Source organism: Streptomyces sp. DH10 (assembly GCF_029813805.1).
Classification (GTDB): Bacteria; Actinomycetota; Actinomycetes; order Streptomycetales; family Streptomycetaceae; genus Streptomyces; species Streptomyces coeruleofuscus.
This window is the reverse complement of the sequence record NZ_JARVKU010000004.1, coordinates 523,830-550,574: the sequence shown is the minus strand read 5'-3', so window position 1 is coordinate 550,574 and position 26,745 is coordinate 523,830. Positions and strand designations below refer to the sequence as shown.

General features: G+C 72.6%; 14 protein-coding genes. 11 read left to right on the top strand and 3 right to left on the bottom strand.

Annotated features, from left to right (window positions below; translation table 11 throughout):
• Positions 1 to 10: 10 nt before the first annotated feature.
• Genes QC385_RS11870 through QC385_RS11855 form a run of 4 tightly spaced genes read left to right on the top strand, consistent with a single transcriptional unit; the run spans position 11 to position 15,210 of the window.
• Positions 11 to 5,332, top strand: a complete 5,322-nt coding sequence (locus tag QC385_RS11870; RefSeq protein ID WP_279541227.1) for a condensation domain-containing protein — start codon at positions 11 to 13, stop codon at positions 5,330 to 5,332.
• Between the two features lie 32 nt (positions 5,333 to 5,364).
• Entirely contained in the window at positions 5,365 to 6,312 is a 948-nt protein-coding gene (locus tag QC385_RS11865; protein ID WP_279541226.1) for a 3-hydroxyacyl-CoA dehydrogenase family protein, read from the top strand.
• A complete protein-coding gene (locus tag QC385_RS11860; protein ID WP_279541225.1) occupies positions 6,305 to 10,504 on the top strand; it encodes an amino acid adenylation domain-containing protein in 4,200 nt (1,399 codons plus the stop codon). The genes QC385_RS11865 and QC385_RS11860 overlap by 8 nt, the downstream gene beginning before the upstream one ends.
• Positions 10,505 to 10,545: 41 nt before the next feature.
• A complete protein-coding gene (locus QC385_RS11855) occupies positions 10,546 to 15,210 on the top strand; it encodes a non-ribosomal peptide synthetase (protein WP_279541224.1) in 4,665 nt (1,554 codons plus the stop codon).
• 41 nt (positions 15,211 to 15,251) lie between these two features.
• Here QC385_RS11855 and QC385_RS11850 read toward each other — a convergent pair whose 3' ends face one another.
• Positions 15,252 to 17,045 carry a thiamine pyrophosphate-requiring protein gene (locus QC385_RS11850; protein ID WP_279541223.1) on the bottom strand — a complete coding sequence of 598 codons (1,794 nt, stop codon included), beginning with the start codon at positions 17,043 to 17,045 and terminating at the stop codon, positions 15,252 to 15,254.
• A 242-nt stretch (positions 17,046 to 17,287) separates the two neighbouring features.
• On the opposite strand from QC385_RS11850, the gene QC385_RS11845 reads away from it, so the two are divergent.
• From QC385_RS11845 to QC385_RS11830, 4 genes are all read left to right on the top strand, one after another.
• Positions 17,288 to 18,082 (top strand): RNA polymerase sigma factor SigF, encoded by a 795-nt coding sequence (locus tag QC385_RS11845; protein WP_279541222.1) that lies wholly within the window; start codon positions 17,288 to 17,290, stop codon positions 18,080 to 18,082.
• Positions 18,083 to 18,305: 223 nt separating this feature from the next.
• A complete protein-coding gene (locus QC385_RS11840; protein WP_279541221.1) occupies positions 18,306 to 18,998 on the top strand; it encodes a hypothetical protein in 693 nt (230 codons plus the stop codon).
• A 175-nt stretch (positions 18,999 to 19,173) separates the two neighbouring features.
• Positions 19,174 to 20,421 (top strand): aminotransferase class I/II-fold pyridoxal phosphate-dependent enzyme, encoded by a 1,248-nt coding sequence (locus QC385_RS11835; RefSeq protein WP_279541220.1) that lies wholly within the window; start codon positions 19,174 to 19,176, stop codon positions 20,419 to 20,421.
• Positions 20,418 to 21,479 carry an MBL fold metallo-hydrolase gene (locus tag QC385_RS11830; RefSeq protein ID WP_279541219.1) on the top strand — a complete coding sequence of 354 codons (1,062 nt, stop codon included), beginning with the start codon at positions 20,418 to 20,420 and terminating at the stop codon, positions 21,477 to 21,479. Before QC385_RS11835 ends, QC385_RS11830 begins: the two co-directional genes overlap by 4 nt.
• Here the strand turns inward: QC385_RS11830 and QC385_RS11825 are convergent.
• Complete coding sequence (locus QC385_RS11825; protein WP_279541255.1) at positions 21,456 to 22,082, bottom strand: DedA family protein; 627 nt, start codon at positions 22,080 to 22,082, stop codon at positions 21,456 to 21,458. The genes QC385_RS11830 and QC385_RS11825 overlap by 24 nt on opposite strands.
• Positions 22,083 to 22,132: 50 nt before the next feature.
• Positions 22,133 to 22,906 carry an MBL fold metallo-hydrolase gene (locus QC385_RS11820; RefSeq protein WP_279541217.1) on the bottom strand — a complete coding sequence of 258 codons (774 nt, stop codon included), beginning with the start codon at positions 22,904 to 22,906 and terminating at the stop codon, positions 22,133 to 22,135.
• A gap of 82 nt (positions 22,907 to 22,988) precedes the next feature.
• On the opposite strand from QC385_RS11820, the gene QC385_RS11815 reads away from it, so the two are divergent.
• From QC385_RS11815 to QC385_RS11805, 3 genes are all read left to right on the top strand, one after another.
• A complete protein-coding gene (locus QC385_RS11815; RefSeq protein ID WP_279541216.1) occupies positions 22,989 to 23,390 on the top strand; it encodes a hypothetical protein in 402 nt (133 codons plus the stop codon).
• Positions 23,391 to 23,487: 97 nt separating this feature from the next.
• Complete coding sequence (locus QC385_RS11810; RefSeq protein WP_279541215.1) at positions 23,488 to 25,560, top strand: phage holin family protein; 2,073 nt, start codon at positions 23,488 to 23,490, stop codon at positions 25,558 to 25,560.
• Positions 25,561 to 25,640: 80 nt separating this feature from the next.
• Positions 25,641 to 26,702, top strand: a complete 1,062-nt coding sequence (locus tag QC385_RS11805; RefSeq protein WP_279541214.1) for an ATP-binding protein — start codon at positions 25,641 to 25,643, stop codon at positions 26,700 to 26,702.
• Positions 26,703 to 26,745 lie beyond the last annotated feature (43 nt).

Here is a 26,745-nt window from a genome sequence, read left to right as displayed (position 1 = left end):
GAGAGGTGACATGAGCGGTACGGGCGTGACTCACGGCAGACCGGCCGTCGCGGTGATCGGCATCGCCACGAGATTCCCGCAGGCGGATTCCCTCGCCGCCTTCCGGGCGAACCTGCGGGCGGGGAGGGACTCGGTGCGTCCGATCCCTCCGGAGCGGATCCGGAGTACCGGGCTCGATCCCCGGCACGACTATCCGGAGCAGGGTTACCTCGAGCGGATCGACCTCTTCGACCACGAGCACTTCGGGATGTCCCGTCGCGAGGCGGAGGTGACAGACCCGCAGCACCGGCTGGCACTCCAGCTCACCCAGGAAGCGCTGGAGAACGCCGGATACGCCCCGTCCGGGCTCCGGGACAGCCGGACAGCGGTGATCTTCAGCTCGCCGAACAACGGCTACGCACCTCTGGTGCGCGAACAGGGCACGCTCAGCATGAGCGGAAACATCCCCTGTGCCCTGCCCGCCAGGATCTCGCACGTCTTCGGTTTCACCGGCCCCTGTTACGGCGTGGACACCGGCTGCAACGGCTCACTCGTCGCCGTCCACCAGGCATGCCGTGAACTCGGCGACGGCGACGCGGACCACGCCGTCGTGGGCGGCGTGAGCCTGCGCCACGTCGTGCCGCCGGCGGCCACGATGGCCGACTTTCCCGGTATCAGCTCGCCCACCGCCCGGTCCCGCGCGTTCGACCGGGCCGCGGACGGTGCGGGCGCCGGCGAGGGCGGCGGGGTAGTGCTCCTCACCACGCTGGAACGGGCGGTGGCGGAGGGCTCGTTCATCCACGCCGTGATCCGCGGCAGCGCCGTGGCGCACAACGGCCGGCACTCCGCGACCATCAGCACTCCGAGTGCCCGCTCGCAGGCCCAGGCCATCACCAAGGCGTGGCGCAACGCCTCGCTGGACCCGGCGACCGCCGGATACATCGAGACACACGGTTCGGGCACCCGGCTCGGCGACGCGGTCGAGGCCGAGGGCCTGGCCCTCGCCCGTCCCGACGGCGACCGTACGGTGAAGGTGGGCTCGGTCAAGACCAACATCGGGCACCTGGACCACGCCGCGGGAATCGCCGGGCTGGTCAAGGCGGTACTCAGCGTGCGCCACGGCGAGCTGTACCCTTCGCTGCACTTCGAGGAGCCCGCCGACGAGGTCGACCTCGAAGGTGCCCGCCTCGAGGTCGTCACCTCGCTCGAGCAGTGGGACGACGAGACGCGCCGGGCGGGCGTGAGCTCGTTCAGCCTCGGCGGCGTCAACGCGCACTGCGTGGTGGAGCAGCCCCCGGTGACCGCCCCGGTACGCCCCGCGGTCAGCGCCCCGCAGCTGATCGCGGTGTCCGCCCGCAGCCGGGCGGACCTGCTCGCACAGTGCGAGCTGCTGTCGCTCGAACTGCGTCACACCGCCCATTCGCTGGCCGACGTCGCGCGGACGCTGAACGAGGGAAGGGACCACGACCCCTACCGTGCGTCCGTGGTCGCCCGGGACACCTCCGAGCTCGCGGCACGCCTGGCCGCCGAGGTCACCTGGCGTCGGCTCGAGGAGGGGGAGGCGGACCAGGCGGCTGCCACCGGCTCACCGGCCGCACCTCGGGTGGTCTTCCTGCTCTCCGCGGACGCCACACCCTACGAGCCCCGCGATCAGCTGCCCGACCAGCTGCCGGACGAGTTGCCCGCACCGGCCGACCGCGCCGCGATGGTCGGCGGGCAGCTCGCGACGTACCACCGGCTGGTCCGGGCCGGCGTCTCGCCGGACGGGCTGATGAGTTCGGGGATCTCCCGCTACACCGCTCGGTACCTGCGGGGTGATCTCGGCGCAGAGGACACCGCCACGCTGCGGCGAGCGCACAGCGGGCAGGACCCGGCGGTGGCGGGGGACCCGCTGCGGGTGGAGCAGCTCCACGCGGCGGCGGACGAGCAGCTCTCCGACGGCCCCGTGGTGTTCGTGGAGCTGGCTTCCCGTGGCGAGATCAGCGACCGGTTGACGGTCCACCTCCACGACCGCGCGGACGCCCGCGTGCTCTGTCTCCAGCCCGGCGCCGTCGACGCCGACGCCGCCGTACTGGAGCTGCTGGGCAGGTTGTACGAGGAGGGCGTCGACCTGGACTGGCCGGTGCTTCGGGCCCATCCGTCGGCGCGCCGGGTTCCGCTGCCGGGACATCCGTTCACCGGCGTTCGCTGCTGGGCCAGGCCACTGGGTGAGGTGCTGCCCTTCGAGGAAGTACTCCGCCGGCCCACTGCTCCGGCACCCGTTCCTGCTCCGGTGCCTGCACCTGCACCTGCCGCCGCGGAACCGGTCCGCGCACTCGGCGAGCAAGGGACCGAAGAATCCCGGGCCGTAGTGGACTGGCTGCGGGACACACTCGTCGAGCTGCTGCACGCGGATGAGGTCCCGGCCGACGCGGACTACTTCTCCATCGGCGGCAACTCCGTCATCGCTCTCCAGCTCGTGGAGCGGGTGCGAGTGCGGCACGGGGTCCGGCTCAAGCTGGTGGACATCTACGACCACCCCGTCGTCGGCTCGCTCGCGCAGGCCATTCACGACCGGGCGCCGCACGCGCCCACGCCCGAATCGCCGAGCGCCGCCGACGCGCCGACGGCCCCCGTAGTCCCCGAGATGCCCGACTCCCAGTTGCCGCCGATCGTCCCGGGCGGCGAGCCGGTGCTGTCGTACGGGCAGGAGCGCATGTGGTTCCACCACCAGCTCGATCCGACGACCACGCTCTACAACCTCCCCGGAGCCACCCGCTACCGAGGCCCCTTGGACGTCGAGCGGTTCAGGCTCGCCTGGGAGGACCTGGCGCGGCGCCACGAGGTGCTGCGGTCCAATTTCGTCGAGGCCGACGGCAGGCCCGAGCTCGTGATCCGGCCCGAACTGGGCGACTTCTTCACGTACCTGGACCTCCGGGGCGAGGACGCCCCGGAGGCCGCGGCGGGTGCGGTCATCAGCGCCGCCACCCGCTTCGTCTTCGACCTCGCCGACGAACCGCTCATACGGGTGACCGTCGTGCGGCTCGGGGAAGACGACCACATCGTCTGCTGGTGCATGCACCATGCGGTGAACGATGGCTGGGCTCCGCAGATCCACATGCGGGATCTGCTGAAGTTCTACACGGCCCGCCTGGAGGACCGTGCCCCCGACGTCGAGCCGCTGCCGGTGCAATACGCGGACTACGCGCGTTGGCAGCGCGAGCTGATGGCCGACTCCCGCCTCGACGGTGAACTGAGCTACTGGCGTGAACGGCTCAGCGACCCGCCCACGCTGGAGCTCCCCACCGACCGGCCGCGCCCCAGCCGGAGAGACTTCGCGGGTGCGACCCACGGGTTCACCATTCCGGGCTCACTGGTGCATCGGCTGCGCGACGTGGGCGCCCAGGAGACGGCCACCCTGTTCATGGTGCTGCTCACCGCGCTCAACGTGCTGCTCGCACGCTGGTCCGGTCAGCGGGACATCGTCGTCGGCACCCCGACCATCGGTCGCAGCCGGCCCGAACTGTGGGATCTGCTCGGCTTCTTCAACAACACCGTCGCGCTGCGCTCGGACCTGTCGGGCGACCCGAGCTTCCGCGAGCTGCTGCGCCAGGTGCGCGGGGTGGTGCTCGGCGCCCTCGACCACCAGGAGATCCCGTTCGACAAGGTCGTGCGCGAGGTCGCGGTCGACCGTGATCCGAGCCGTAACCCGCTCTTCGACGTGATGTACGTGCACCAGACGCTGCCACCGGCCGCCGCCGTCGGCGAGATCGCCGTCGGACCGGCGCACGACCCGGAGATCCTCACGCATCTCCCCGGGCTTCCCCCCGGCACGGCCAAGTTCGACATCTCGATGGTCGTCGGCGAGCTGGCGGGCCAGGACGACATCGTGGTCATGATGGAGTACGCGACGCAGCTCTTCGACGCCGACACGATCTCCGCCATGTCCGAGGCGTTCCTGGAGCTCCTGCACGCCGTCGCGGACAACGAGAACACGACCTACGGCGACCTCCCCGCCGGTTCTCCTCCGGCGAGCGGACCGGTCGCGGACGTACCGGACACGCCGCCTGCCCCGTTGGTCCCGGTCGCCACCCCCGTCGTCAGCTGCCTCGAGCTGCGCGGCGAGGTGCGGCTCCCCGAGCTGCGCGCGGCGCTGGAGGAACTGGCGGAGCGGCACGAGGTGTTGCGTGCCAGGACCGCCGAAGCCGTGGGGCACGGCTCGTTGCTCGGCGACGGCTGCTTCACCACCGCGGACGTCTCCGGCGAGAGCGCGCCCCTGTTCGCGGCCAGGGAGATCGCGCAGGCCGAGGCCGCACTCGTACTCGATCCGGCATCGGGTCACCGGCTCCACGCGCTCCTCGCGACGACGGGCCCGGATGAGCACGTCCTGCTGGTGACCACCCACCGGCAGGCTTACGACGGTGGTCAGCCGGAGGTGTTCTTCCGGGACCTGCTCGCGCTGTACGGCGCCCGCGTGGACGGACGCCGGGCCGAGCTTCCCGCGCTGTCCGGCGAGCACACCGAGGCCTGGTCAGGCCCCCATAGGGAGGACCAACTCGCCTACTGGAGAGGGGCACTGACGGGACTGGCCGATGGCGCGCCGCCGCTGGACCGGGCCCGGCCTGCCCAGGGGACCCACGCCACCGGCACCCTCGGGTCCCGGATTCCCGACGACCTCGCCCACGCGGTGGGCCGTTCCGGGACCAGGGAGAGCGTGCTGGCGGCCCTCACCGCCCTGCTCGTCCGGCACACGGAGGCGGACGAGGCGCTCATCGGACTGACCGGCACGGCGCTTCCCCTCGCGGCGACCCGCACCCGGGTGGGCCCCTTCGCCCGGAGCCTGCCGCTGCGTCTGGACCTGTCCGACGACCCGTCCTTCGAGAAGCTCACCGACCGGGTACGGCGCGCCATCACCGGCGCGGAACAGCACCGGGATGTGCCGCTCGCCGACATCGCGCGCGCGGCCGGACTGCCCGACGAGCCCGGCAGGGCACCGCTGTTCGATGTGGCGTACTCCTACCAGGCGCTGCCGGCGGCACTCGGCTCGGCAGCCGGGGTGGAGGCGGCCCCCGTACGGTGGCCCGGCACGGACGCGGGACGGCTCACCCTGCCGCCCGGCCGCAGCGAGCCGGACCTGTCCTGGTCCGTCGTCGAAGGGCCGGCGCGGGACGAGCTGTCCGTCTCGTTGGACTACCGCACCGAGCTCTTCGACCGGTCGAGTGCCCGGGCCCTCGTCGAAGGACTGATCGCCATGCTGCGTGCGGCCACCCGCGCCCCCGGTGCACCGCTGTCCGGCCTGTGGCCCCTCCGCACGACGACCAGCGCGAGCACACCTGCGGAGCCGGCCGCGGCACGGCCCGCGCACACCGACTGACGCGGCCCGGCCGACGAAGGAGACCTGCAACAGTGGGCGATCAGACACACGTTCAACAGGCCGCGCAGACCGTTCCGGCCGGGTCACTGGTGGGCGTCGTCGGCGCGGGCACGATGGGGGTCGGTGTGGCGCAGTGCTTCGCCGAAGCCGGCCATCCCGTGGTCGTCGTCGACAACGACCCCGGGGCGCTGGCCTCGGGGCCGGCACGGCTGCGCGCCGGGATCAGGACGGCCACGCTGCTGCGCCGGAGGTCCCGGCAGGCGCAGACGGGCGCGACCGCATCCCGCACCGAGTCCCTCGTGACCTGGTCCGCCGAGCTCGCCGACATGGCGGCCGCGCCCCTGGTGGTGGAGTGCGCCCGGGAGGACGAGGACATCAAGGAGAAGATCCTCCGCGAGCTGGACCGGATCTGCGGGGCCGAGACGATCTTCGCTTCCAACACCTCATGCATCCCGGTCAGTCGCCTCGGGTCCTTCACCGCCCGCCCCGACCGGGTCATCGGCACCCACTTCATGAACCCGGCGCCGCTCAAGGACGCGGTGGAGGTCATCCGCGCGCCGGAGACCAGCGATCTCACCCTGGAGCGCACGGAAGGCTTCCTCGCCCGCGTCGGAAAGCACGCCCTCGTGGTGCGCGACGCCCCCGGCTTCGTGACGAACCGGGTGCTGATGCTGACGCTCAACGAAGCGGCAGCCGTACTGGGCGAGGGAACCGCCGACGCCGAGACCGTGGACCGCGTTTTCCAGGACTGCTTCGGTCACCCCATGGGGCCGTTGCGCACGGCCGACCTCATCGGTCTCGACACCATCGCCGACTCGCTGGAGGTGCTGCGCCGGCATACCGGCGAGGACCGCTTCCGGCCCTGCTCCCTGCTGGCCCGTCTCGTCGCCGAAGGCAACGTGGGACGCAAGTCGGGCCGTGGCTTCTACCCGTACTCGTCGCAGCACCTCGTCGCCCGGGGAGGCACCGACCATGGCTGACCGCCAGGGCCCGCCCACTGACATGCCCGCCGCCGGACAGGACGCCTGGCGTGCCGTACGACACTCCGGTTCGGTGCCCACCGCCCCCAGCAGCCACATCGCCCAGCTCGTGGAGATCCACGGCGACCTGGACCTCACCACGCTGGGCAAGGCGGTCGCCCAGGTCGTGGCCGAGACCACCGCACCGCCGGTGCGCTTCGCCGGAGAGGGACCGGACGGACCGCCCGCCCCGGAGATCCCGGACAACCTGCCGCTGCCCGTGGTGGACCTGAGCACGGAGGCGGACCCGCGGGGCGCGGCCGATGCGTGGACACGCGCGGCGCTCGAGCGGGAAGCGGAGCCCGCACGGGGCGGCGAGGAGACCGGGCAGCCCTGGTCCACCCAGGCGTTGCTGCGGCTCGGACCGGACCGCCACCACTGGTTCCACCGACACCACCGGGCCGTTGTCGACCGCTTCGGCTGTGCGCTGCTCACCCGTCGGGTCTCCGAGGTGTACACGGCGCTCGCCGAGGGCCGCTCGGCCGCTGACGGGGCCTTGGCCACCCGGGCCCAACTGGCCTCGGCGACGGCGGGTTACGCCGGGTCCGCCGCGCAGGAGGCCGATCGCGCCCACTGGCGCCGGCGGTTCCGCGACTTCCCCGAGCCGGTGACGTTCGCGTCAGCTCCGGCCCGGGACACCGACGGGCCGCGGGCCGCGGTGAACTCCAGCCCGGTGACGCTCGGCACCGCCGACACGGACCTGGTACGTGCCACCGCCCGTCACGCATGTGTGCCGGCACGGGTGGTGCTGTGCGCCGCCGTGGCCGCGTACGCCCACCGGCTGAGCGGCGCCACGGACCTGGTGATCGGCATGCCGATGGACGGCCGGCCGAGCCGGGTGAGCAAGCGCGTCCCGGACGCGAGCGAGTACATCGTGCCGCTCCGGCTGACGGTACGGCCCACTGCCACCTTCGCCGGGCTCGTCCAGGACGTCACCCGGGAGGTGCGCGAGGCGGTCAGACACCAGCGGCTGGGCCACCGGGAGTTGTGTCGCGAGGCCGGGGTGCCGGACGATCGGCCCCTGCCGTTCGGGCCGATCGCCGACGTCCGCACCCCCGGGGCCCTCGTGCGATTCGGTGAACTGTCCGCAGTGGTACACGACCTGGTGCCCGACCCCGTCCACGACATACGCGTCGTATTCGACGACGACCCCGCGGACCAGCGGCTGCGGATCGTCCTCAGCGGCGCGGCGGATCGCTGTTCCGCCGCCGAACTCGATGCACACGCCAGGCGTTTCGGGCGTCTGCTGTCCCTGGCCGTGGCCGGCCCGGGGGAGCCGCTGGGCACCTTCGACCTGTCGGCGGCGGACGAGTGGGCGGCCGTTCACTCCTGGACGAGCGGCGCGGCCTCCGGAGCTCCCCGCAGAACGCTCACCGACCTGCTGGAGAGCGCCGCCCGGAGCCACTCCGACGCGGTCGCCGTCATCGGCGCCGACGACAAGCTCACCTACGCGGAACTCCACGAGCGTGCCAACCGGCTGGCCCGGCTCCTGCTCGACCGGGGTGCCGGGCCGGAGTCGGTCGTCGGGCTGCTGCTCCCACGGTGCGCCGGGACACTCGTGGCGATGCTCGCGGTGCTCAAGACCGGCGCCGCGTACCTGCCGCTCGACCCCGGTTACCCCGCCGAGCGGCTCCGCTTCATGGTCGAGGACGCGGAACCGGTCTGTGTGCTGACCGACGCGGCCACCGACTCGTACGCCGCGGACGTCGTGAGCCGGTGGACCACGACGATCCGGCTCGACGACCCGGCGATCGAGGGGGAGTTGAGGCACTTCTCACCCACGGCACCGTCCGACGCCGACCGCCCCGAGCCGCTGCTGCCCTCACATCCCGCGTACGTCATCCACACCTCGGGCTCCACCGGTACGCCCAAGGGGGTCGTGGTGCCGCACTGTGGTGTGGTCGCGCTGGTGGACTGGGTGGCCGCCGAGTTCGGCGCCGAGTCGTTGGCACACGTGCTGGCGGCGAGCTCCTTCAGCTTCGACGCGTCGGTGGCCGAGATCTTCCCGGCGCTGGCGGGCGGCGGCAGCGTCGAGGTGGTCGGCAATCTCCTGTCGCTGATCGACGGTGACCCGCCGCGCTGGTCGGGCGGTCTGCTGTGCGCCATCCCTTCGGTGTTCTCGAAGCTGATCGAGACCGGCGGTCTCAAGGTGTCGGCCACGACGCTGTGGATGATCGGTGAGGCACTCCCGGCATCCCTCGCCGCTCGGATCGGGGAGATCATGCCCGGCACCCGGGCGCTCAACATGTACGGGCCCACCGAAGCCACCGTCTACGCCACCGCGGCCACCGTCCATGTCACCGCCTCGGCGGGCGACGGTCCTGTGCCGGAGGGCGCACCGCCCATCGGACGGCCGCTGGGCCACGTACGCGCCTACGTGCTCGACAGCTCACTCCGCCGCGTGGAGGCCGACCGCCAGGGCGAGTTGTACCTGGCGGGAGACGGCCTTGCCCGGGGATATCTGAACCGGCCCGGGCTGACCGCCGAGCGCTTCGTCGCCGACCCCTTCGGCCCGCCCGGCGAGCGGATGTACCGGACCGGTGATCTGGCCCGTTGGCGCCCCGACGGGCAGCTCGACTTCCTCGGCCGCGCGGACGCCCAGGTCAAGGTCAACGGCTTCCGCATCGAACTCGGCGAGGTGGAGGCGGTGATCGCCCGGCACCCCGCGGTCACCGAGGTCATGGCCTGTGTCCGGAAGGGGACGAGTGGCGACGCCCGGCTCGTGGCCTACCTGGTGCCCGCGGAGGGCGCCCGCATCCCCAGCCGCCACGCGCTGCGGGACTGGGCGGCCGAGCGCCTGCCGGCACATCTGGTCCCGGCCGAGCTGAAGGCCGCCTCGGTGCTGCCGCGTACGGGCAGTGGGAAGCTCGACCGCGAGAAGCCGCCGAGGGGGGTACGGCCGCTGGAGGCCGACCCGCCGACCGCCGACGGAGCGCGGCAGGAGCACATGGCGCGGGAGGAGCACGTGGCGCAGGTGTTCCGTGAGGTTCTCCGGCTCCCCGAAGTCGCCACGGACGTCAGCTTCTTCGACCTCGGCGGCGACAGCATGTTGTCGATCCAGCTGCTGAGCCGACTGCGCCGTGTGGGTCTCGTCCTCACACCGCAGGACATCTTCGAGCACAAGACGGTCACGGCCCTGGCCCGGGTCGTGCGCGAGACGAACCGTTCGAAGGGTCCGGAGGCCGTGGACACCGCGAAGGTGGAGGACACGGCCGCCGAGCCTGCCGGAAGCGTCGGTTCTCACCTCTCGCCCGAGGCGGGCGACGACACCGCGAGCAACAGGTGGCGGGGCATGCGGGGGAGGTTCGACGAAACCGGCAGCGGAGTCCTGCTGCCGCTCCGGGAGTCGGGCTCCGAGGCGCCTCTGTTCTGCGTGCACCCGGCGGCGGGATTCTCTTGGTGCTACGCGGGACTCACCTCGCCGCTCGGCTCGGATCGGCCGGTCTTCGGCCTGCAGGCCCGGGGCCTGGACGGATCCGACGTTCTGCCGGCGTCCCTGCGGGAGATGGCCGCGGACTACCTGGACCATGTCCGTTCCGTCCAGCCCACGGGCCCCTACCGCCTCCTCGGCTGGTCCTTCGGCGGGGTGGTCGCCCATGAGATGGCGGTTCAGCTGGAGGAGAGCGGCGAGTCGGTGGAGACGCTGGTGCTCCTGGACGCCTACCCCGCGGGCGCGAACGTCGCCGACGCCACCGCCTCGGCCGAGGCCGCGCCGGTTCCGGTCGCCGGCCGGGACGTCCTCTCGATGCTCCTGGAATTCTTCGGCTACGACCCCTGCCTCCGGACGGGCGATTCGCTGACGTATCCGCGGTTCGTGGAGATCATCCGTACGCAGGAGGGACGGCTGGCCTCGTTCGACGACCAGCAGATCGCCACGCTGGCCCGGACCTTCGCCAACAACGCGCGGGTCGCCGGCCTGCACGAGCCTCGCCCGTTCGGCGGGAACACCGTGATGTTCACCGCGCGGGACCACTCGCCGGAGACCGCGCTCGGCCTGTGGCGTCCGCTGATCAAGGGGTCGCTCGAAATCCTTCCGGTCGACTGCACGCACATGGAGATGGGACGCCCCGCCGCGCTCGCCGATGTCGGCCGCGTACTCGTCGGGAAGTGGGCCTCCAGGGCACCGCGGAAGGGGTCGGTGAACACTCCATGAGGAATGAGCCCGGGCATGGGCACTCGGCGCACCACCCGTCGATGCCGCTCACCACGACGCAGCACGGGATCTGGATGGCGCAGCAGCTGGCGTCTCCGGCCCGGTACCAACTGGCGAGTGCGTTCGAGATCGCCGGAGATCTCGAACCGGAGCTGTACGAGGCGGCCTTCCGGTTCGCCGTGGCGGAGACCGAGCCGTTCAGGTCCCGGTTCGCCGTCACTGCCTCCGGGGAGCCGAGGCAGTGGGTCGGCCCCCTCCCCACCTGGCGGATACCGGTCGTCGACCTCCGGCGGGAACCCGCACCGATGGCCGCCGCGCTGGACTGGATGCGGGCGGACATCCCCCGCCCGCTCGACCTGGAGAACGGTCCGGCGTTCAGGACGGCGTTCCTGCGTCTCGCGGAGGACCGGGTCTGCTGGTATCTGCTCGTCCACCATCTGGTGGTGGACGGCTTCGGCCTGGCGCTGTTCGCCCGACGGCTCGGCGAGGTCTACGCGGCGTTGGAGCGCGGCGAGTCCCCGATGCCCGGCCACCAGGTGCCGTTGGACACCCTGCTCAACGCAGAGCGGGCCTACCGCTCCACGCCCGACTTCGAAGCCGACCGTGCGTTCTGGATGGCGAAGATGGCCGGTTGGCCGGGAGCCGTCCGGCCGGGTATGTCCCGGCCCGCCGCACCTGGCCGGGACATACCCGGCCGGACGCGCGGGGCGCCGGTGCGCTGTGCGTCCCGGATGCCCGAGGACCGGGTGGCCGCCCTCCGCACACGTGCACGCGAACTCGGCGTCCCCTGGACGGTGGTGGCGACCGCCTCCGCCGTCCTGCTGGACCATGCCCGCACCGGCGGGGGCGATGAGGTCGTCGTGGGGTTCCCCGTCGCCGGCCGAACCCCCAAGACGGCGGGCGCCGTGACCGGTGCGGCGTCGAACGTGCTCCCGCTGCGGGTACCGGTCGACCTGCGTCGGCCGACCTCCGAACTGATCCGGACCGTCGACGAGGCGACCGCCCTCGCCCTCGACCACCAGCGCTATCGGTACGAGGACCTCCGCCGTGACCTCGGCTCCACCGGGTCCGCGCACGCGCCGTACCGACTGACCGCGAACATCGTCCCCTTCAGCTTCGGCCGCAGTTTCGCCGGGCGCCCGATGACCCTCAGACAGCTCAACACCGGCGCGGTGGAGGACCTCTCCGTCATGATCAGGCCGGAACGCGGCCGGGCCGGCCTGATGGTGGAGGTGTACGCCGAGGCCGGGCGGTACGAGCCCGAGGAAGTCGCCGCCGAGGCCGACCGCTGCGTACGTCTGCTCGACCAGCTGATCGACGAACCCGGGCGCCCCGTCGGAGAGCTGGATCTGCTGATACCGGAAGAGCGCCGGCTGCTCGTACCGGGCATCGGCACACCCTCATCCCCCTCCCCGCGTACGCTCCCCGAGCTGTTCGAACACTGGGCCGCACTTACTCCGCACGCCCCGGCGGTCGGCCACGGCGACCGGCAGCTCACCTACGCCGAGCTCAACACGCGCGCCAATCGGCTGGCCAGGACGCTGATCCGGCGCGGCGCGGGACCCGAACGCACCGTCGCCGTCCTGCTCCCCCGCTCCGAGGACCTGGTCATCGCGATCCTGGCGGTGTCCAAGACCGGCGCGGCCTACCTCCCGCTCGACACGGGATGGCCGCCGGAGCACACGGAGCGGATCCTCGCCGACGCCCAGCCGGTATGCGTTCTCTCCGAGGCGGACCCGACGGGAGCCGCCTCGGCCATGACCGCGTCGGCGACGAGCGACGCCGACGCGACGGACAGCGACGCCAACCCGACCGACGCGGACCGCACGGGGGCGCTGAGGCCCGACCATGCCGCATACGTCATCTACACCTCCGGATCCACCGGCCGCCCCAAGGGCGTGGTGGTCCCGCACCGCGGTCCGGTGACACTGTTGCGGGCGGGAGCCGCCGAGTTCGGCTTCGGCCCCGACGACACCTGGGCGATGTTCCACTCCTGTGCCTTCGACTTCTCCGTATGGGAGATGTGGGGCGCCCTCGCGCACGGTGGCCGACTGGTGCTCGTCCCCCACGAGGCGAGACGCTCCCCTGGCGCCCTTCTCGACCTGCTGGTGCGGGAACGTGTGACGGTGCTCAACCAGACGCCCTCCGCCTTCCGGTCGCTGGAGCAGGCCGACGCCGAAGAGCCGGAGCGGGGGCGGGGGTTGGCCCTGCGCTGGGTCATCTTCGGCGGTGAGGCGCTCTCCCCTGCCGTCGTGCGTTCCTGGTACGGGCGGCACCAGGACTCCTTGCCCGTCCTGGTCAACATGTACGGCATCACCGAGACCGCCGTCATCTCGACCTGGGTCGACCTGGACCACGACCACGGCACGGCGCCGGTTGTCCCGATCGGCAAGGCCATCGCCGGCACCCGGCTGTACGTTCTGGACAACCGGCTGCGCCCGGTGCCCCCCGGGGTGGCCGGTGAGCTGTACGTCGCGGGTTCCGGTGTGGCCAGGGGCTATCTGCACCGTTCCGCGTTGACGGCGCAACGCTTCGTGGCCGACCCCTTCGGACCCGCCGGGTCCCGGCTGTACCGCTCGGGCGACCTCGTACGCGCCCGTCAGGACGGCTCACTGGAGTATCTCGGCAGGGCGGACGACCAGGTCAAGATCCGTGGCTTCCGGATCGAACCGGCCGAGGCCGAGGCGGCGCTGCTGGCCGCCCCCGGCGTGGCGGGCGGCGCCGTGGTGGCGCGGTCCGGCACTCCGCACGGTCCGGCCCGCGCCGGGGCGGACGGCGATCAGGGAGCCGACGGGGCCACACGGTTGGTGGCCTACGTCGTCCCCACCCGGGAGGCGGCGGACGATCCCGGGCCGGCTCTCGCCCGGCTGCGGACATGGCTGCGCGAGCGACTTCCGGCGCATCTGGTCCCGTCCCTGTTCGTCCCGCTCGACAGGCTGCCGCTCACCCCCAACGGGAAGCTGGACCGGGCGGCGCTCCCTTCCCCCCACGCCCGCGCGCACACACCGTCACGCGCCCCGGACACGCCGCTGGAAGCCGAACTGGCCGGGCTGTACGCCGACCTGCTCGGCGTGGAACAGGTGTGCGCGGACGACGACTTCTTCGACCTCGGGGGCGACAGCCTGCGGGCGGCGCGGCTGGTCACCATGGTGCGCCGAGCCGGCCTCGGCGCCCGAGCGGAGCCGGATGTCAGGGACGTCTTCGTCCACCCGACCGTCGCCAGGCTCGCCGCTCATCTGGGCGACACGGATCATCCGGGCGACATCTCCCCGGCATCGGGGCCCCGGCCCGTCCCTCGGCTTCCACTGGCCGAGGACCGGGGCGCCGAGCCGGTCCCGCTCTCCTTCGGCCAACGGCGCTTCTGGTTCCTGCACAGGCTCGCAGGCCCCGACAACACCTACAACGTTCCCCTGGTGCTGCGCTGGGACGGCGAGCTGGACCAGGATGCGCTCCGGGCCGCCCTGGGCGACCTCACGGCCCGGCACGAAACCCTGCGCACCCTCATCCGGCAGCGGGACGGCCAGGCGGTCCAGCACATCCTGCCGGTCACGGCCGCGCGCCCGGCACTCACGGTCGAACCCGTCGCCCAGGACCAGCTGCCGGACGCGTTGAGCGCCGCGGCCGGACGCCCCTTCCGCCTGGAGAGCGAACTCCCCTTGCGCACGGTCCTTTTCACCACTGAGACCTCGCGAAGGCAGACGTTGCTCCTGCTGCTTCACCACATCGCCTGCGACCGCGCCTCGCTGCCGCGGCTGCTGGACGACCTCGGCACCGCGTACCGGGCCCGCGTCACAGGTGACGCCCCTGACTGGCCGCCGTTACCCACTCAGTACGCCGACTTCACCCTGTGGCAGCGTGAACTGCTCGGCACCGACGGCGAGCCCAGCGCCCTGCGGGCCGGTCAGCTCGCCTACTGGAACAAGACCTTGGCCGGTCTGCCGGAACGTATCCCGCTCCCCACCGACCGCACGGAGCAGGCGCCGTCAGGGCGTCCGGCGCACACCACCGGCGACACGGTCGCCTTCACCGTCCCCGCGGACGTACACGGGCGGCTCCTGGAGGTGGCCGCGGACGAGCAGGCCAGCCTCTTCCTGGTGGTGCACGCCGGACTGGCCGCGCTGCTCACCCGCCTCGGCGCCGGTACGGACATCCCGATCGGCACGGCGGTCTCCGACCGCGCGGACGCGGAGCTCGACGGCCTCGTCGGCTTCTTCGTGAATACGCTCGCCCTGCGCACCGACACCTCGGGCGAGCCGACCTTCCGTGAGCTGCTCGGCCGGGTCACGCGGGCCGATCTGGCGGCCTTCGCCCACCAGGATGTTCCCTTCGACCTGGTCGTGGAGGCGCAGGGCCCACGGCGGGCGGCGAGCGGGCAGGCCGTTTTCGGCCGATCCTTGTTCCAGGTGATGCTGGTTCTCACGCCTTCCCTCCCCGACAGGCTGGAGCTGCCGGGCGGGTCCGCCACGGTGGACCTGGTCGTCAGGGGTTCCGCCGGTTTCGACCTGACCTTCGGCCTGTTCGAGCGGCGGGACGCCGACGGCACCTGCCGCGGACTCGACGGCGTGGTCGAATACCGGACGGAGCTGTTCGACCGGGCCACCGTCGAGGCCCTCTGCACCCGCTTCACGCGGCTGCTGCGTTCGGCCGCCGACACCCCGGACATCCCGGTCCACGACATCGACCTGTCAGGGCCGAAGGAACGCTGACGGCTGCTGACCTGTTCAGCGCCGTTCAACGGCGACGACGGCTACTTCTTCTCGCGCCCCGGCAGGAACTCCTGCATCTTCGCCTTGAAGCCCTGCTTGACCACCGATCCCCGGTCCGAGTCGCCCTTCAGGATCGACGCGGCGGTCGCCTCCATCTGCTCCCAGGTGGCGTGCGGCGGGATCGGTGGGACGGCCGGATCGGTCAGGAACTCGACCACCGCGGGACCGTCCGCCTCCAGTGCGGCACGCCAGCCCGCCTCGACGTCCTCCGGCTTCTCCACACGGATGCCGGTCAGCCCCAGGGAACGCGCGAACGCGGCGTACTGCACGTCCGGGAGCGCTTGCGACGGCAGGAACTGCGGCGCGCCCTCCATGGCCCGCATCTCCCACGTGACCTGATTCAGGTCCTGGTTGTTCCACACGGCGACCACCAGCCGCGGGTCCTCCCACTGGTGGCGGTACTTCGCCGCGGTGATCAGTTCCGCCATCCCGTTCATCTGCATCGCCCCGTCGCCCACCAGCGCGATCGCGGGCCGGTCCGGGTGCGCGAACTTCGCGCCGATCACGTACGGCACCCCGCAGCCCATCGTCGCCAGCGTGCCGGAGAGCGAGCCCCGCATGCCCGGCCGCATGGTCAGGTGCCGCGCGTACCAGTTGGCCGTCGAACCCGAGTCGGAGGCGACGATCGCGTTGTCCGGAAGCAACGGGTCCAGGGCGCGGGCCACGTACTCCGGATTGATCGGGTCGGCGTCGAGTCCGGCCCGGCGCTCCATGACGTCACGCCAGCGCGTCACGTTGGCGCACACCGTGTCGTACCATTCGCGCCCACGGCCCTCCTGGATCAGCGGGATCAGCCGCTCCAGCGTGGCCTTCGCGTCGCCGACCAGGTTCACCTCGTAGGGGTAGCGCATCCCGACCATGTGCGGATCGATGTCGATCTGCACACCCCGCGCCTTGCCGAACTCCGGCATGAACTGGGTGTACGGGAACGACGACCCGATGGTCAGCAGCGTGTCGCAGTCCCGCATCAGCTCGTACGACGGACGCGTGCCCAGCAGGCCGATCGAGCCGGTGACGTACGGCAGTTCATCGCTGAGGACGTCCTTGCCGAGCAGCGCCTTGGCGACACCCGCGCCGAGCAGCTCGGCGATCGACTCCACCTCGGCCCGCGCCCCGGCCGCGCCCTGGCCTACCAGGATCGCCACCTTGTCGCCGGAGTTGAGGATCTCGGCGGCCCGGCGCACCGAGTCGTCGGAGGGAACCGCCGTCCACGAACTGCGGTCCAGGCTGGAGGGCACCATCTTGAACTCGTGCGTCGGCGGCGAGTAGTCGAGTTCCTGCACGTCACCGGGGATGATGATCGCGGTGGGGCAGCGACGCGCGTACGCGGTGCGGATCGCCCGGTCCAGCACGTTGGGCAGCTGCTCCGGCACCGTCACCGTCTCCACGAAATCGGAGGCGACGTCCTTGTACAGCGTGTGCAGATCCACTTCCTGCTGGTAGGAGCCGCCCATCGCGGTGCGGTGCGTCTGGCCGACGATCGCCAGCACCGGGACATGGTCCAGCTTGGCGTCGTACAGGCCGTTCAGGAGATGGATCGCGCCCGGTCCGGACGTGGCCGTGCACACCCCGAGACGGCCGCTGAACTTGGCGTACCCGACCGCCTGGAACGCCGACATCTCCTCGTGCCGCGACTGTATGAAACGGGGCTCGTTCTCGGCCCGGCCCCATGCGGCGAGCAGGCCGTTGATGCCGTCGCCCGGATAGCCGAAGACCTGCTCGACCCCCCATTCGCGCAACCGCTCGAGGACGTGGTCGGAGACCTTGGTGCTCATGTACGACCTCCCGGACGTATGCGGACAGAGCCATCGGTACGAGTCACCCTGCGCGACGGCGGAAAACCTCTCCGGGTTTGCGGGCGGGGGCCGGGGGCAGGCGCACCTCAGTGCTTCGGACAGGAGGCACGTCCGTGGGAGCGGCCGATCGCGCCGCCACCGGCGCTCCTGGTCCGTGCAGGTGATGCGCTCCCACGGTGACCGTCCAACCCAGAGCACCTTCAAGGGAATTGCGACGCATCATGCCGATCCACACCAGCGCGAAGCAGCACCCCCACGACGACGCCCCCGACACCGCCGACGCCTTCCGCAGGCTCGCCACACTCCCCGACGGACCCGAGCGCGACGCGCTCCGCGACGAGATCGTCGAGGCCTGGCTGCCCATGGCCGACCGCCTCGCCGGACGCTTCCGCAGCCGTGGCGAGAGCTTCGAGGACCTGCGCCAGGTCGCGGCCCTCGGCCTGGTCAAGGCCGTCGACCGGTACGACCCCGAGCTCGGCAACGCCTTCGAGAGCTACGCCGTGCCCACCATCACCGGCGAGATCAAGCGCCACTTCCGGGACCACATGTGGACCCTGCACGTACCCCGCCGGGTCCAGGACCTGCGCAACCGCGTCCGGTTCGCCTCCCAGGAGCTGTCCCAGACCATCTCCGGCCGGCGGCCCACCACGGCGGAGATCGCCGAGCACACGAAGCTGAGCGAGGAGGACGTCAAGACCGGCCTGGAGGCCCTGGAAAGCTTCACCGCCCTGTCCCTGGACGCTGAGCTGCCCGGCAGCGAGGACGGGTACTCCCTGAGCGACGCGCTCGGGTCGCCGGACCCGGCGCTGGACACGGTCGTGGACCGTGAGGCGGTGAAGTCGCGGCTGGCGGCGCTGCCGGAGCGCGAGCGGGCGATTCTGTACATGCGGTTCTTCGGCGACATGACGCAGAGCCGGATCGCCGAGGAGCTGGGGATCTCGCAGATGCACGTGTCCCGGCTGATCAGCCGGTGCTGCGGCCGGGTCCGGGAGCAGGTCATGCGGGATGTGGCGTAGCGCCGTGGGGGTGTGGTGGTTCGGCGTGTGCGGGCCGTGAGTGGCTGGTCGCGCCCACGCGGCGGAGCCGCATATGGATACAGCCCCGCGCCCCTGAGGGACATCGATTCACCCGGTTGAGTGGCACTGTCCCGCGAATGGGGCACGGCCGCGCGCGGCGTCGCAGCGGGCTGGCTGTGATGGCAGGAGGGCTTTTCTGCCGTCGCTCGAAGGAGCTCGCTCCATGCGCCGCACCCGCCACGCACTCTCCCTCGCTGTCCTGGCCGGCTCCGCCCTGGTGGCCTTCGCGCCGGTCGTGGCCGCCGAACCCGCCGCCGAGGTCAGCCCGGCCACCGTGGAGCCCGGGGGGACGCTCACCATCTCGGTCAGCTGTGATCCGACCGGGGGGCCGCCGCCCGACAGCATCGACGCGACGTCGCAGGCCTTCGACGAGGGCACGGTCCCGTTGCGCAAGGTGACCGGCAACGACGACGAGGTGTCCGGCCCGGCCTACCGGGGGACGGCCCGCATCGCTCCGGCGGAGAACTTCGAGGGCGACCCGGACGCCCTCGGCGAGGACTCGGCGTGGACCGTCGACGGCACCTGCCCGGCCGCTCCCGGCGGGGAGGGCAAGCAGTGGAGCGCGACGTTCACGGTGGCCCACGGCGGTGGCCACCACAAGCCCTCTCACAAGCCGACGCACAAGCCCTCCCACCGGCCCACCCACGAGCCCTGCCCCGAGGAGCCGCGCGACGAACCGCGCCACCACCACCGCGAGTGCGGCGAAGCGGTCGTACCGCGCGGGGTGCGCGCCGGCGACGGCGGTGCCTTCACCGACTCCGTGCCCGCACTGGTCGCGGGCGGGGTGCTGATCGCGGGCGCGTTCGGCGCCGCCGTGCACCGCTTGCGCAACCGGGAGAGCGACCCGTACCGCTGACGCCCGGCGCGCACCACCGCACCGGAAGCCCCGATGCTTCCCCGGCCCGGCCCGCTCATGCTGTGACCGTCACAACCGGCCGGGCGCCCATGGGGCGGCGGCACCGTGGGTACTCAGTGGCCGAGGGTACGGGCGAGGCCGACAGGACACGGCACCAGGCACTGCGGAGGTACGGATGCGGCGGACGGACCCGGAAGGCCACGGCCCCGTCCGGTTCGGGCCGCCGCTCCCCGACGACGGACTGCCCGTGCTGCCGGAGCTGTCCGCCGTGCTCGCCGCGGCGGCGTCCCGGGGCGACCACGAGCCGGTCGGCGGGGGACCGGCCCTGAGAGAGGCCGCCCGCGGCTACTGGGACCGTCGCGGACTGCACTGTGACCCGGGCCGGGTGGCCGCCGGGCCCGGCGCGCCCGCGCTGCTGCTCGCCCTGACCGCCGCCCTCGGCGGTGACGTCCTCGTGCCGAGACCCTGCGCCGCCTGGTGGGCGCCGTACGCCCGTCTGCTGGGACGCCCCGTCTTCCACGTGCCGACCCCGCCGGAGAGCGGCGGGGTGCCCGACCCGTACGCCCTGCTGGAGACCGTGCGCCGGGTCCGCGCCGAGGGCGGTGATCCCCGCCTGCTCGTCCTGTCCGTCGCCGACGACCCCACGGGCACCGTCGCCCCTCCCGAGCTGCTGCACGAGACCGTCGAGGCCGCCCAGGGGGAGGGCCTGCACCTGGTCAGCGACGAGACCTGGCGCGACACCCTGCACGACCCGCACGACACCGTGCTGCTCAGCCCCGCCGAGATGCTGCCCGACCGGGTCACCGTCGTGACCGACCTGGCCGGTGCCCTGCTCCCGCCCGGCTGGCCGGCCGCGGCGGTCCGCTTCCCGGCCGGCGAGGACGCCGACGGCCTCCACGCGCGCGTGCTCGACGTGCTCACCGCCCTCGACGCCCGGGTCGCCGCTCCCATCGCCGCGGCGGCCGCGTACGCCCTGAGGGAACCGGAAGCGGTCACGGCGCGCGTCGCCACCGCCGTGCGCCTGCACGCGCGCCTGGCCGCCGAGGTGCACGACGCCGTCGTCGCGGCCGGCGCCCTCGCCCGGCCGCCGCAGGCCGGCCGTCATCTGTACGTCGACCTCTCCCCGCTGCGGCCCGCGCTGACCGCGCACGATGTCGGCGACGCCCAGGAACTGGAGGACTTCCTCGCCGCCCGGCTCGGTATGCCCGCTCCGGGCGGCCACCGCTTCGGTGACGAGCTCGAAGCCCCGCGCGTGCGGCTTTCGACCGGCGCACTGCTGGCCGGCTCCGACACGGAACGCGCGGAATGCCTCACCTCACCCACGCCGTTGGAACTGCCGCACGTGCAACGCTCGTTGATCCAACTGAAGTCGGCCTTCGACGATCTCCGCGATGAAGCTCAGCGATGGGAGCCTCCTCGATGACGCAGCAGTCCGAGTCGACCGCGAGTACGACCACTCGGGAGGCCGGCGACACACCCCTCCCGTCCCCCCTCGCGCCCCCGTACCCGCCACAGGCCGAGCCGAGACCACTGGCCGAACGCCGGGTGTGGCCGCGCACCTTCCACGACCGGCTGACCGCCCCGCTCCCCGGCCTGAGGGCCATGGCCCGCTTCGCCCGCGAGGGCGCCGTGAGGCCGGGCCCGGAAGGCCTCGCCGACATCCCCCGGCTCCCTTTCGCACCCGGCCCGCTGCCCCGCGTCGACGCCCGCACGGTCGCCGTCACCTGGGCGGGCCACGCCAGTTGGATCCTGCGGATCGGCGGACTGACCGTCCTCACCGACCCGGTCTGGTCCCGCCGGATCCTCGGCACCCCGGCCCGCATCACCCCGGTGGGCGTCCCGTGGGAGGCGCTGCCGCGCGTCGACGCCGTCGTCATCAGCCACAACCACTACGACCACCTGGACGCCCCCACCCTGCGCAGGCTCCCGCGCCACACCCCCGTGTTCGTCCCGGCCGGTCTCGCCCGCTGGTTCCACCGCCGCCGCTTCACCCGCGTCACGGAGCTCGACTGGTGGGAGGCGGCCGAACTCGACGGTGTCCGCTTCGACTTCGTCCCGTCCCACCACTGGTCCAAGCGCACCCTCACCGACACCTGCCGCAGCCTGTGGGGCGGCTGGGTCCTCACCGACCAGGAGGGACAGCGCGTCTACTTCGCGGGCGACACCGGCTACGGCCACTGGTTCTCCCGTATCGGCCGCCGCTACCCGGGCATCGACCTCGCGCTCCTCCCGATCGGCGCCTACGACCCGCGCTGGTGGCTCAGCGACGTCCACTGCGACCCTGAGGAAGCGGTCCGCGCGGCCCAGGACCTGGGAGCGACGAGGATGGCCCCCATGCACTGGGCCACCTTCGTCCTGTCGGCGGAGCCGGTCCTGGAGCCCCTCACGCGGGTCCGGGCGGCCTGGGAGAAGACGGGCCTGCCCCGGGAGAACCTGTGGGACATGCCGGTCGGCGCCTCAAGGGTGCTGACCGGGAACTGACCTCCTGCGCACGCGCCGCACCAGACTCGGCACCACACTGATCAGCAAGGTCAGCGCGATCGCCGCGACCACGCCCTCCCACGGCTCATCGAACAGCGACCCGCCCAGGATCCCGATCAACTGGTACGTCACCGCCCAGGCCAGACAGGCCGGCAGGTTCCCGCGCCAGAAGCGCCGCATCGGCCACTTCGCCATCAGGCAGGCCAGCATCACCGGAATCCGCCCCGCCGGTACCAGCCGGGACAGCACCAGCACCGCCACGCCGTGCTCGGCGAGTTTCGTCTGCGCCTGCTCCAGCCGGTCCTCGGGGGCCCGCGCCCGGAGCGCCGCCAGCCAGCGCGAGCCGTTCTTCGACTTCATTCCGCGCCGCCCCAGCCAGTACAGCGCCGCGTCCCCGAGGAACGCCGCCAGCGACGCCGTCACGAACACCATCGCCAGCGAGAACGGCGCCGTCTGGTGGACGGCGACCACGGCCGCCGAACTCACCAGCGCACCCGTCGGGATCACCGGCACCAGCGCCCCGATCAGCACCAGCAGGAAGAGCGACGGATAGCCGACCGCCTGCTGCGTGGACTCCGGCACGACGGACGCCGGGGTGACCATCGACACCGCGAGCAGGGGTATCGCGGTCTGCGCCACGGGCGCGGTCGGGATCACCGCGCGACCTCGAGGCGCACGCTCTCCCCGTGCCCGAGCCGGTGCACCGCCACGCCGGGCGCGTGCCGCGCCGCGAGCCGCACGAACTCGTCGCCCGGCGCATGGAACTCGTGGGGGCGCACGGCGTCCATCCCGATCGGCCAGTACGTGCCGTAGTGCACCGGCACCGCACTGCGCGGCGCCAGCCGCGCCAGCGCCTGGGCCGCCCGGCCCGCGTCCAGATGGCCCTCGCCCAGATACGGCCCCCAGCCGCCCACCGGCAGCAGCGCCACCTCGACCGGCCCGACCTCCTCGGCCATGTCGTCGAACAGCCCGGTGTCCCCGGCGAAGTACGTCCGGGCCTCGCCGGCGACGACGTAGCCGAGCGCGGGGGAGCGGTGCGGTCCGAGCGGCAGCCGGCGTCCGTCGTGCCGCGCGGGCACGGCCCGTACGACGATGTCGCCGACCGGGGTCTCGTCCCCGGGCGCCACCTCGCTGACGTGCAGGTGTGCGAGCCGGCGCAGTCCCGGCACCGCCCGGTGTGCGCCCCGGGGCACGAGCAGGCGCGTGCCCGCAGCGAGCCGCATCAGCGACGGCACATGCAGGTGGTCGGCGTGCAGATGCGAGACCAGCGCGACATCCGCCTGGCGGGCGCCGGGAGGCGGCAGGTCCCCGCGCCGGCGGCGCAGGTGCGCGAGCCGGCGCGCGAACAGCGGATCGGTGAGCACGCGTACGTTCGAGTCCTCGACCGTGCAAGTGGCGTGACCCCACCAGGTGATCTCCACCGGCACTTCTTTGCCTCCTTCGCGCGACTCCCCGAAGCCTACGTGCAGGAGTAGGGTCGGCGGCGAAACCGGAGGTGAGGGGGACGCCATGGTGCCGGTCCGGGTCACGGCGATCGCGAGTCTGACGCCGCTGGAGGAGCTCGACGACGATCCGTTCCTGGTCGACTCCCGCAGCCAGCACGCGATGTGCGCCCGCTGGGCTGCCGAGCGGGGCTATGTGATCAGCCGGGAGTTACTGGTCCGGGGGCTGCGTCCCGACCACTGCGCGCTGTGGGACGGCGTCCGGCCCGGCCTCGACCTGTTCGTGGCGCCCAGCCGGAGAGTGCTGGAGAGCGCGCTCTCCTCCGTCGAGGAGTTCACCGCGGAGTGCGTGCGGCGCGGGGTGCGGGTCGAGATGGTGGGGCACGCGGAGCCGGCCTACGACGCGGCGATGAAGGCGTGCGTGCACCGCAGGCTGTCGATGCCGACCGCCGGTTACGACGGGCGCTGACGCGACGGTCCGGGGGACACCAGGCGTCCGCGGAGCGTTGTGGCACTGTGGGTGAGGGCCCGTGGTCGCGACGGGCCGGGACGTGAGGTGGCTGGGCGTGCGGGGCGTGCGATGGCGGCGGGTCGCCAGTCAGGTGGGGCGGAGCGTCGCCGTGTGGGCGGTCTCCACCCTCACCATGCTCGTGCTCGCCGGGATCCTGCCGGACTTCCGGCTCCGGTCGGCCGACGGTGACAGCGCGACCGACATCGCCGTCAAGGCGGCCTTCGGCGCCGGCGCCTTCGGTCTGCTGTCGGCCGTGGTGTGGCCGCTGCTCGTCCGGCTCCTGCTCCTCGTACCGGCGCTCGTGCTCGGGCTGCTGGTGTTCTTCCTCAACGGCGCGCTGCTGCTCCTCGCCCTGCGCCTCGACCCCGGGGAGCGCGGCACCGCCGCCCCGGAGACCGCCGTCGTGGTCGCCGCCGTGATGTCCGCCGTGGCGTCCGCGACCGGCGCCGCCCTGGCCGTGCGCGACGACGACGCCTACCGCCGCAGGCTGTACCGCCTCTCCGACCGCCGCCGCAGGTCCGGACCGCCCTGCCCGTCCACCCCCGGCACGGTCTTCCTGCAACTCGACGGCGTCGGCCACGACGTCCTGCTGGACGCGGTCGGCAAGGGCCTGATGCCCACCGTCGCCCGCTGGCTCGGCATCGGCGACGGCGCTCGCACCACCCACCGGCTCACCGCCTGGCGCACCGACTGGTCCAGCCAGACCGGCGCCAGCCAGCTCGGCATCCTGCACGGCAGCAACCACGACGTCCCCGCGTTCCGCTGGTACGAGAAGGACACCCGCGAGGTCGTCGTCTGCAACCGCCCGACCAGCGCCGCCGAACTCCAGCGCCGCGCCGTCGGATACGCGGGGCACGAGGGCCTGCTCGCCGTCGACGGCGCCAGCCGCGGCAACCTGTTTAGCGGGGGCGCCGAACAACAGGCCCTCGTGCTGTCCATCGCCGCCCGCCGCCGCAGCCGGGAGAACCGCTCCCGCGCGGGCTACTTCGCCTATTTCTCCGACCCGGCCAACGCCGTGCGCACGGCCCTGTCCTTCGTCGCCGAGGTGGGCCGGGAGATCGGCCAGTCCACCCGGACTCGCCTCGGCAAGCAACGCCCGCGCGTCTCCCGCGGCGGCCTCTACCCGCTCGTGAGGGCCTTCGCGACCGTCGTCGAGCGGGACGTCGTCGTGGCCGCCGTGACGGGCGACATGCTGGCCGGCCGCACCGCCGTCTACGCCGACCTCGTGGCCTACGACGAGGTCGCCCACCACTCCGGCCCGGCGAGCCGCGACGCGCAGAAGGTCCTCGAACGCCTCGACCGCTCCCTCGCCCTGATCGAGAACGTCGCCGAGCACGCCCCGCGCCCGTACCGGATCGTCGTGCTGTCCGACCACGGCCAGAGCCCCGGCGAGACCTTCCGCTCCCGCTACGGACTCACCCTCGGCGACCTGGTGCGGGCCGGCTGCGGGCTGCCTGTGCCGCGCCGCGCGGAGCGCACCCGCAGCGGGACGGAGGCCCGCGCGGCGGTGCGCGCCGCGCTGCGCATCCCCGTCGAGGAGCACGGCGAGGAGCACCGCCCCACGCGGCGCTCGGAACCGATCGTGCTGGCCTCCGGCAACCTCGGCCTGGTCTCCTTCCCGGACGTCACGCACCGTATGAGCAAGGAGGAGATCGACGCCCGCCACCCCGCGCTGCTGCCGACCCTCGCCAACCACCCCGGCATCGGCTTCCTGCTGGTGCGCAGCGACGAGCACGGCGGGGTCGTCCTCGGCGCGTACGGCGCCGAGATACCGCTGGCCGACCTCGACGACAACCCGGGCCCGCTCGCCCCGTTCGGCCCGGGCGCCGCCGACGCGGTACGCCGTACGCACTCCTTCCCGCACACGGCCGACATCATGGTCAACTCCTTCCACGACCCGGCCGACGGCGAAGTCCTCGCCTTCGAGGAGCAGATCGGCTCCCACGGCGGCCTCGGCGGCGAACAGGGCAAGCCCTTCCTGCTGTCGCCGCTCGGCTTCTCCCCGCCGGTCGACGAGGGCGACGAACTCGTCGGCGCCGAACACGTCCACCGCGTACTGCGCCGCTGGATGCGCGAGTCGGACGGCCCCCAGGTGCCGCTGGAGAGCAGCGAGGAACGCGCCGCCTGAAATTGGGCTGCGTCCTGCAAGCCGGGGGCACACACTGGTGCGGTTCGTCTTCCCCCATCCCTTTTCGAGGAGAACCTGCGTTGCAGGCCGCCGTCACCGTCACTCCCGCCCGCATCCCGGAGCTGCTGCTCGGTCTCGCCACCGTCCGGCCGGTCTTCATCTGGGGCGCACCCGGCATCGGGAAGTCCTCCCTGGTACGGGCGTTCGCCGAGTCGCTCGGCTTGGAGTGCGTGAGCCTGCTGGGCACCCAGCTGGCGCCCGAGGACCTCATCGGCGTACCGCAGATCCGCGACGGCCGCTCGGTGTTCTGCCCGCCGGAGGCGATCGCCCGGGACGAGCCGTACTGCCTGTTCCTCGACGAGCTCAACGCGGCCACGCCGGACGTGCAGAAGGCGTTCTACTCGCTGATCCTCGACCGCCGCATCGGCAGCTACGAACTGCCCAAGGGCTCGATCGTCATCGGCGCCGGAAACCGCGCCACCGACAACGCGCTCGCCCGGCCCATCGCCTCCGCGCTCGTCAACCGCCTCACCCACGTGCACCTGGAGGCCTCCGCCAAGGACTGGCTGACCTGGGCCGGCGGCAACGGCATCCACCCCTGGATCGTGGACCACCTCACCGACCGGCCCGACCACCTGTGGTCCAAGCCGCCGAAGACGGAGGAGCCGTTCTCCACGCCCCGTTCCTGGCACATGCTCTCCGACGCCCTGCACTCCTTCGGCCGCGACCTCGACGAGGAGACGCTGCGGGTGCTCGCGCACGGCACGCTGACGCCCGCGCACGCGCAGGCCTTCTGCGGCTACGTCAAGATCGTGCGCAGCCGGTTCGGCATCGAGGCGATCCTCAAGGGCGACGCCCGCTGGCCGAACCGCCCGGAGGACCGCGACCTGCTCTTCTACCTCGCCGACTCCTTCCGCGGCCGCCTGATCAAGGAACTGCCCGCGAGCAAGGACCACATTTCCGCGAACGGCCGCCAGACCGCCTACCGCGCCAAGTCGCTGCTGGTGCAGCTCGCCGAGATATCCGTCGAGGTCGCCCAGACCGTCATCGCCTCCGACAACGACGGCAACCCCGTGCTGCCCTCCTGGTTCCTCGTCGAGGCGGCGCGCGACATGCCCCGGCTGGTGGAGGCCCGCCGGTGAGCCGCGGCCGCGGCAAGGACCAGCGGAAGAAGAAGCGGGACCT

Excerpts from the sequence above, each read along its gene's own strand:
- QC385_RS11870 (WP_279541227.1), top strand. The coding sequence starts at position 11 with ATGAGCGGTACGGGCGTGACTCACGGCAGACCGGCCGTCGCGGTGATC.
- QC385_RS11860 (WP_279541225.1), top strand. The coding sequence starts at position 6,305 with ATGGCTGACCGCCAGGGCCCGCCCACTGACATGCCCGCCGCCGGACAG.
- QC385_RS11835 (WP_279541220.1), top strand. The coding sequence starts at position 19,174 with ATGCGGCGGACGGACCCGGAAGGCCACGGCCCCGTCCGGTTCGGGCCG.
- QC385_RS11850 (WP_279541223.1), bottom strand. The coding sequence starts at position 17,045 with ATGAGCACCAAGGTCTCCGACCACGTCCTCGAGCGGTTGCGCGAATGG.
- QC385_RS11815 (WP_279541216.1), top strand. The coding sequence starts at position 22,989 with ATGGTGCCGGTCCGGGTCACGGCGATCGCGAGTCTGACGCCGCTGGAG.
- QC385_RS11845 (WP_279541222.1), top strand. The coding sequence starts at position 17,288 with ATGCCGATCCACACCAGCGCGAAGCAGCACCCCCACGACGACGCCCCC.
- QC385_RS11825 (WP_279541255.1), bottom strand. The coding sequence starts at position 22,082 with ATGGTCACCCCGGCGTCCGTCGTGCCGGAGTCCACGCAGCAGGCGGTC.
- QC385_RS11855 (WP_279541224.1), top strand. The coding sequence starts at position 10,546 with ATGCCGCTCACCACGACGCAGCACGGGATCTGGATGGCGCAGCAGCTG.
- QC385_RS11840 (WP_279541221.1), top strand. The coding sequence starts at position 18,306 with ATGCGCCGCACCCGCCACGCACTCTCCCTCGCTGTCCTGGCCGGCTCC.
- QC385_RS11830 (WP_279541219.1), top strand. The coding sequence starts at position 20,418 with ATGACGCAGCAGTCCGAGTCGACCGCGAGTACGACCACTCGGGAGGCC.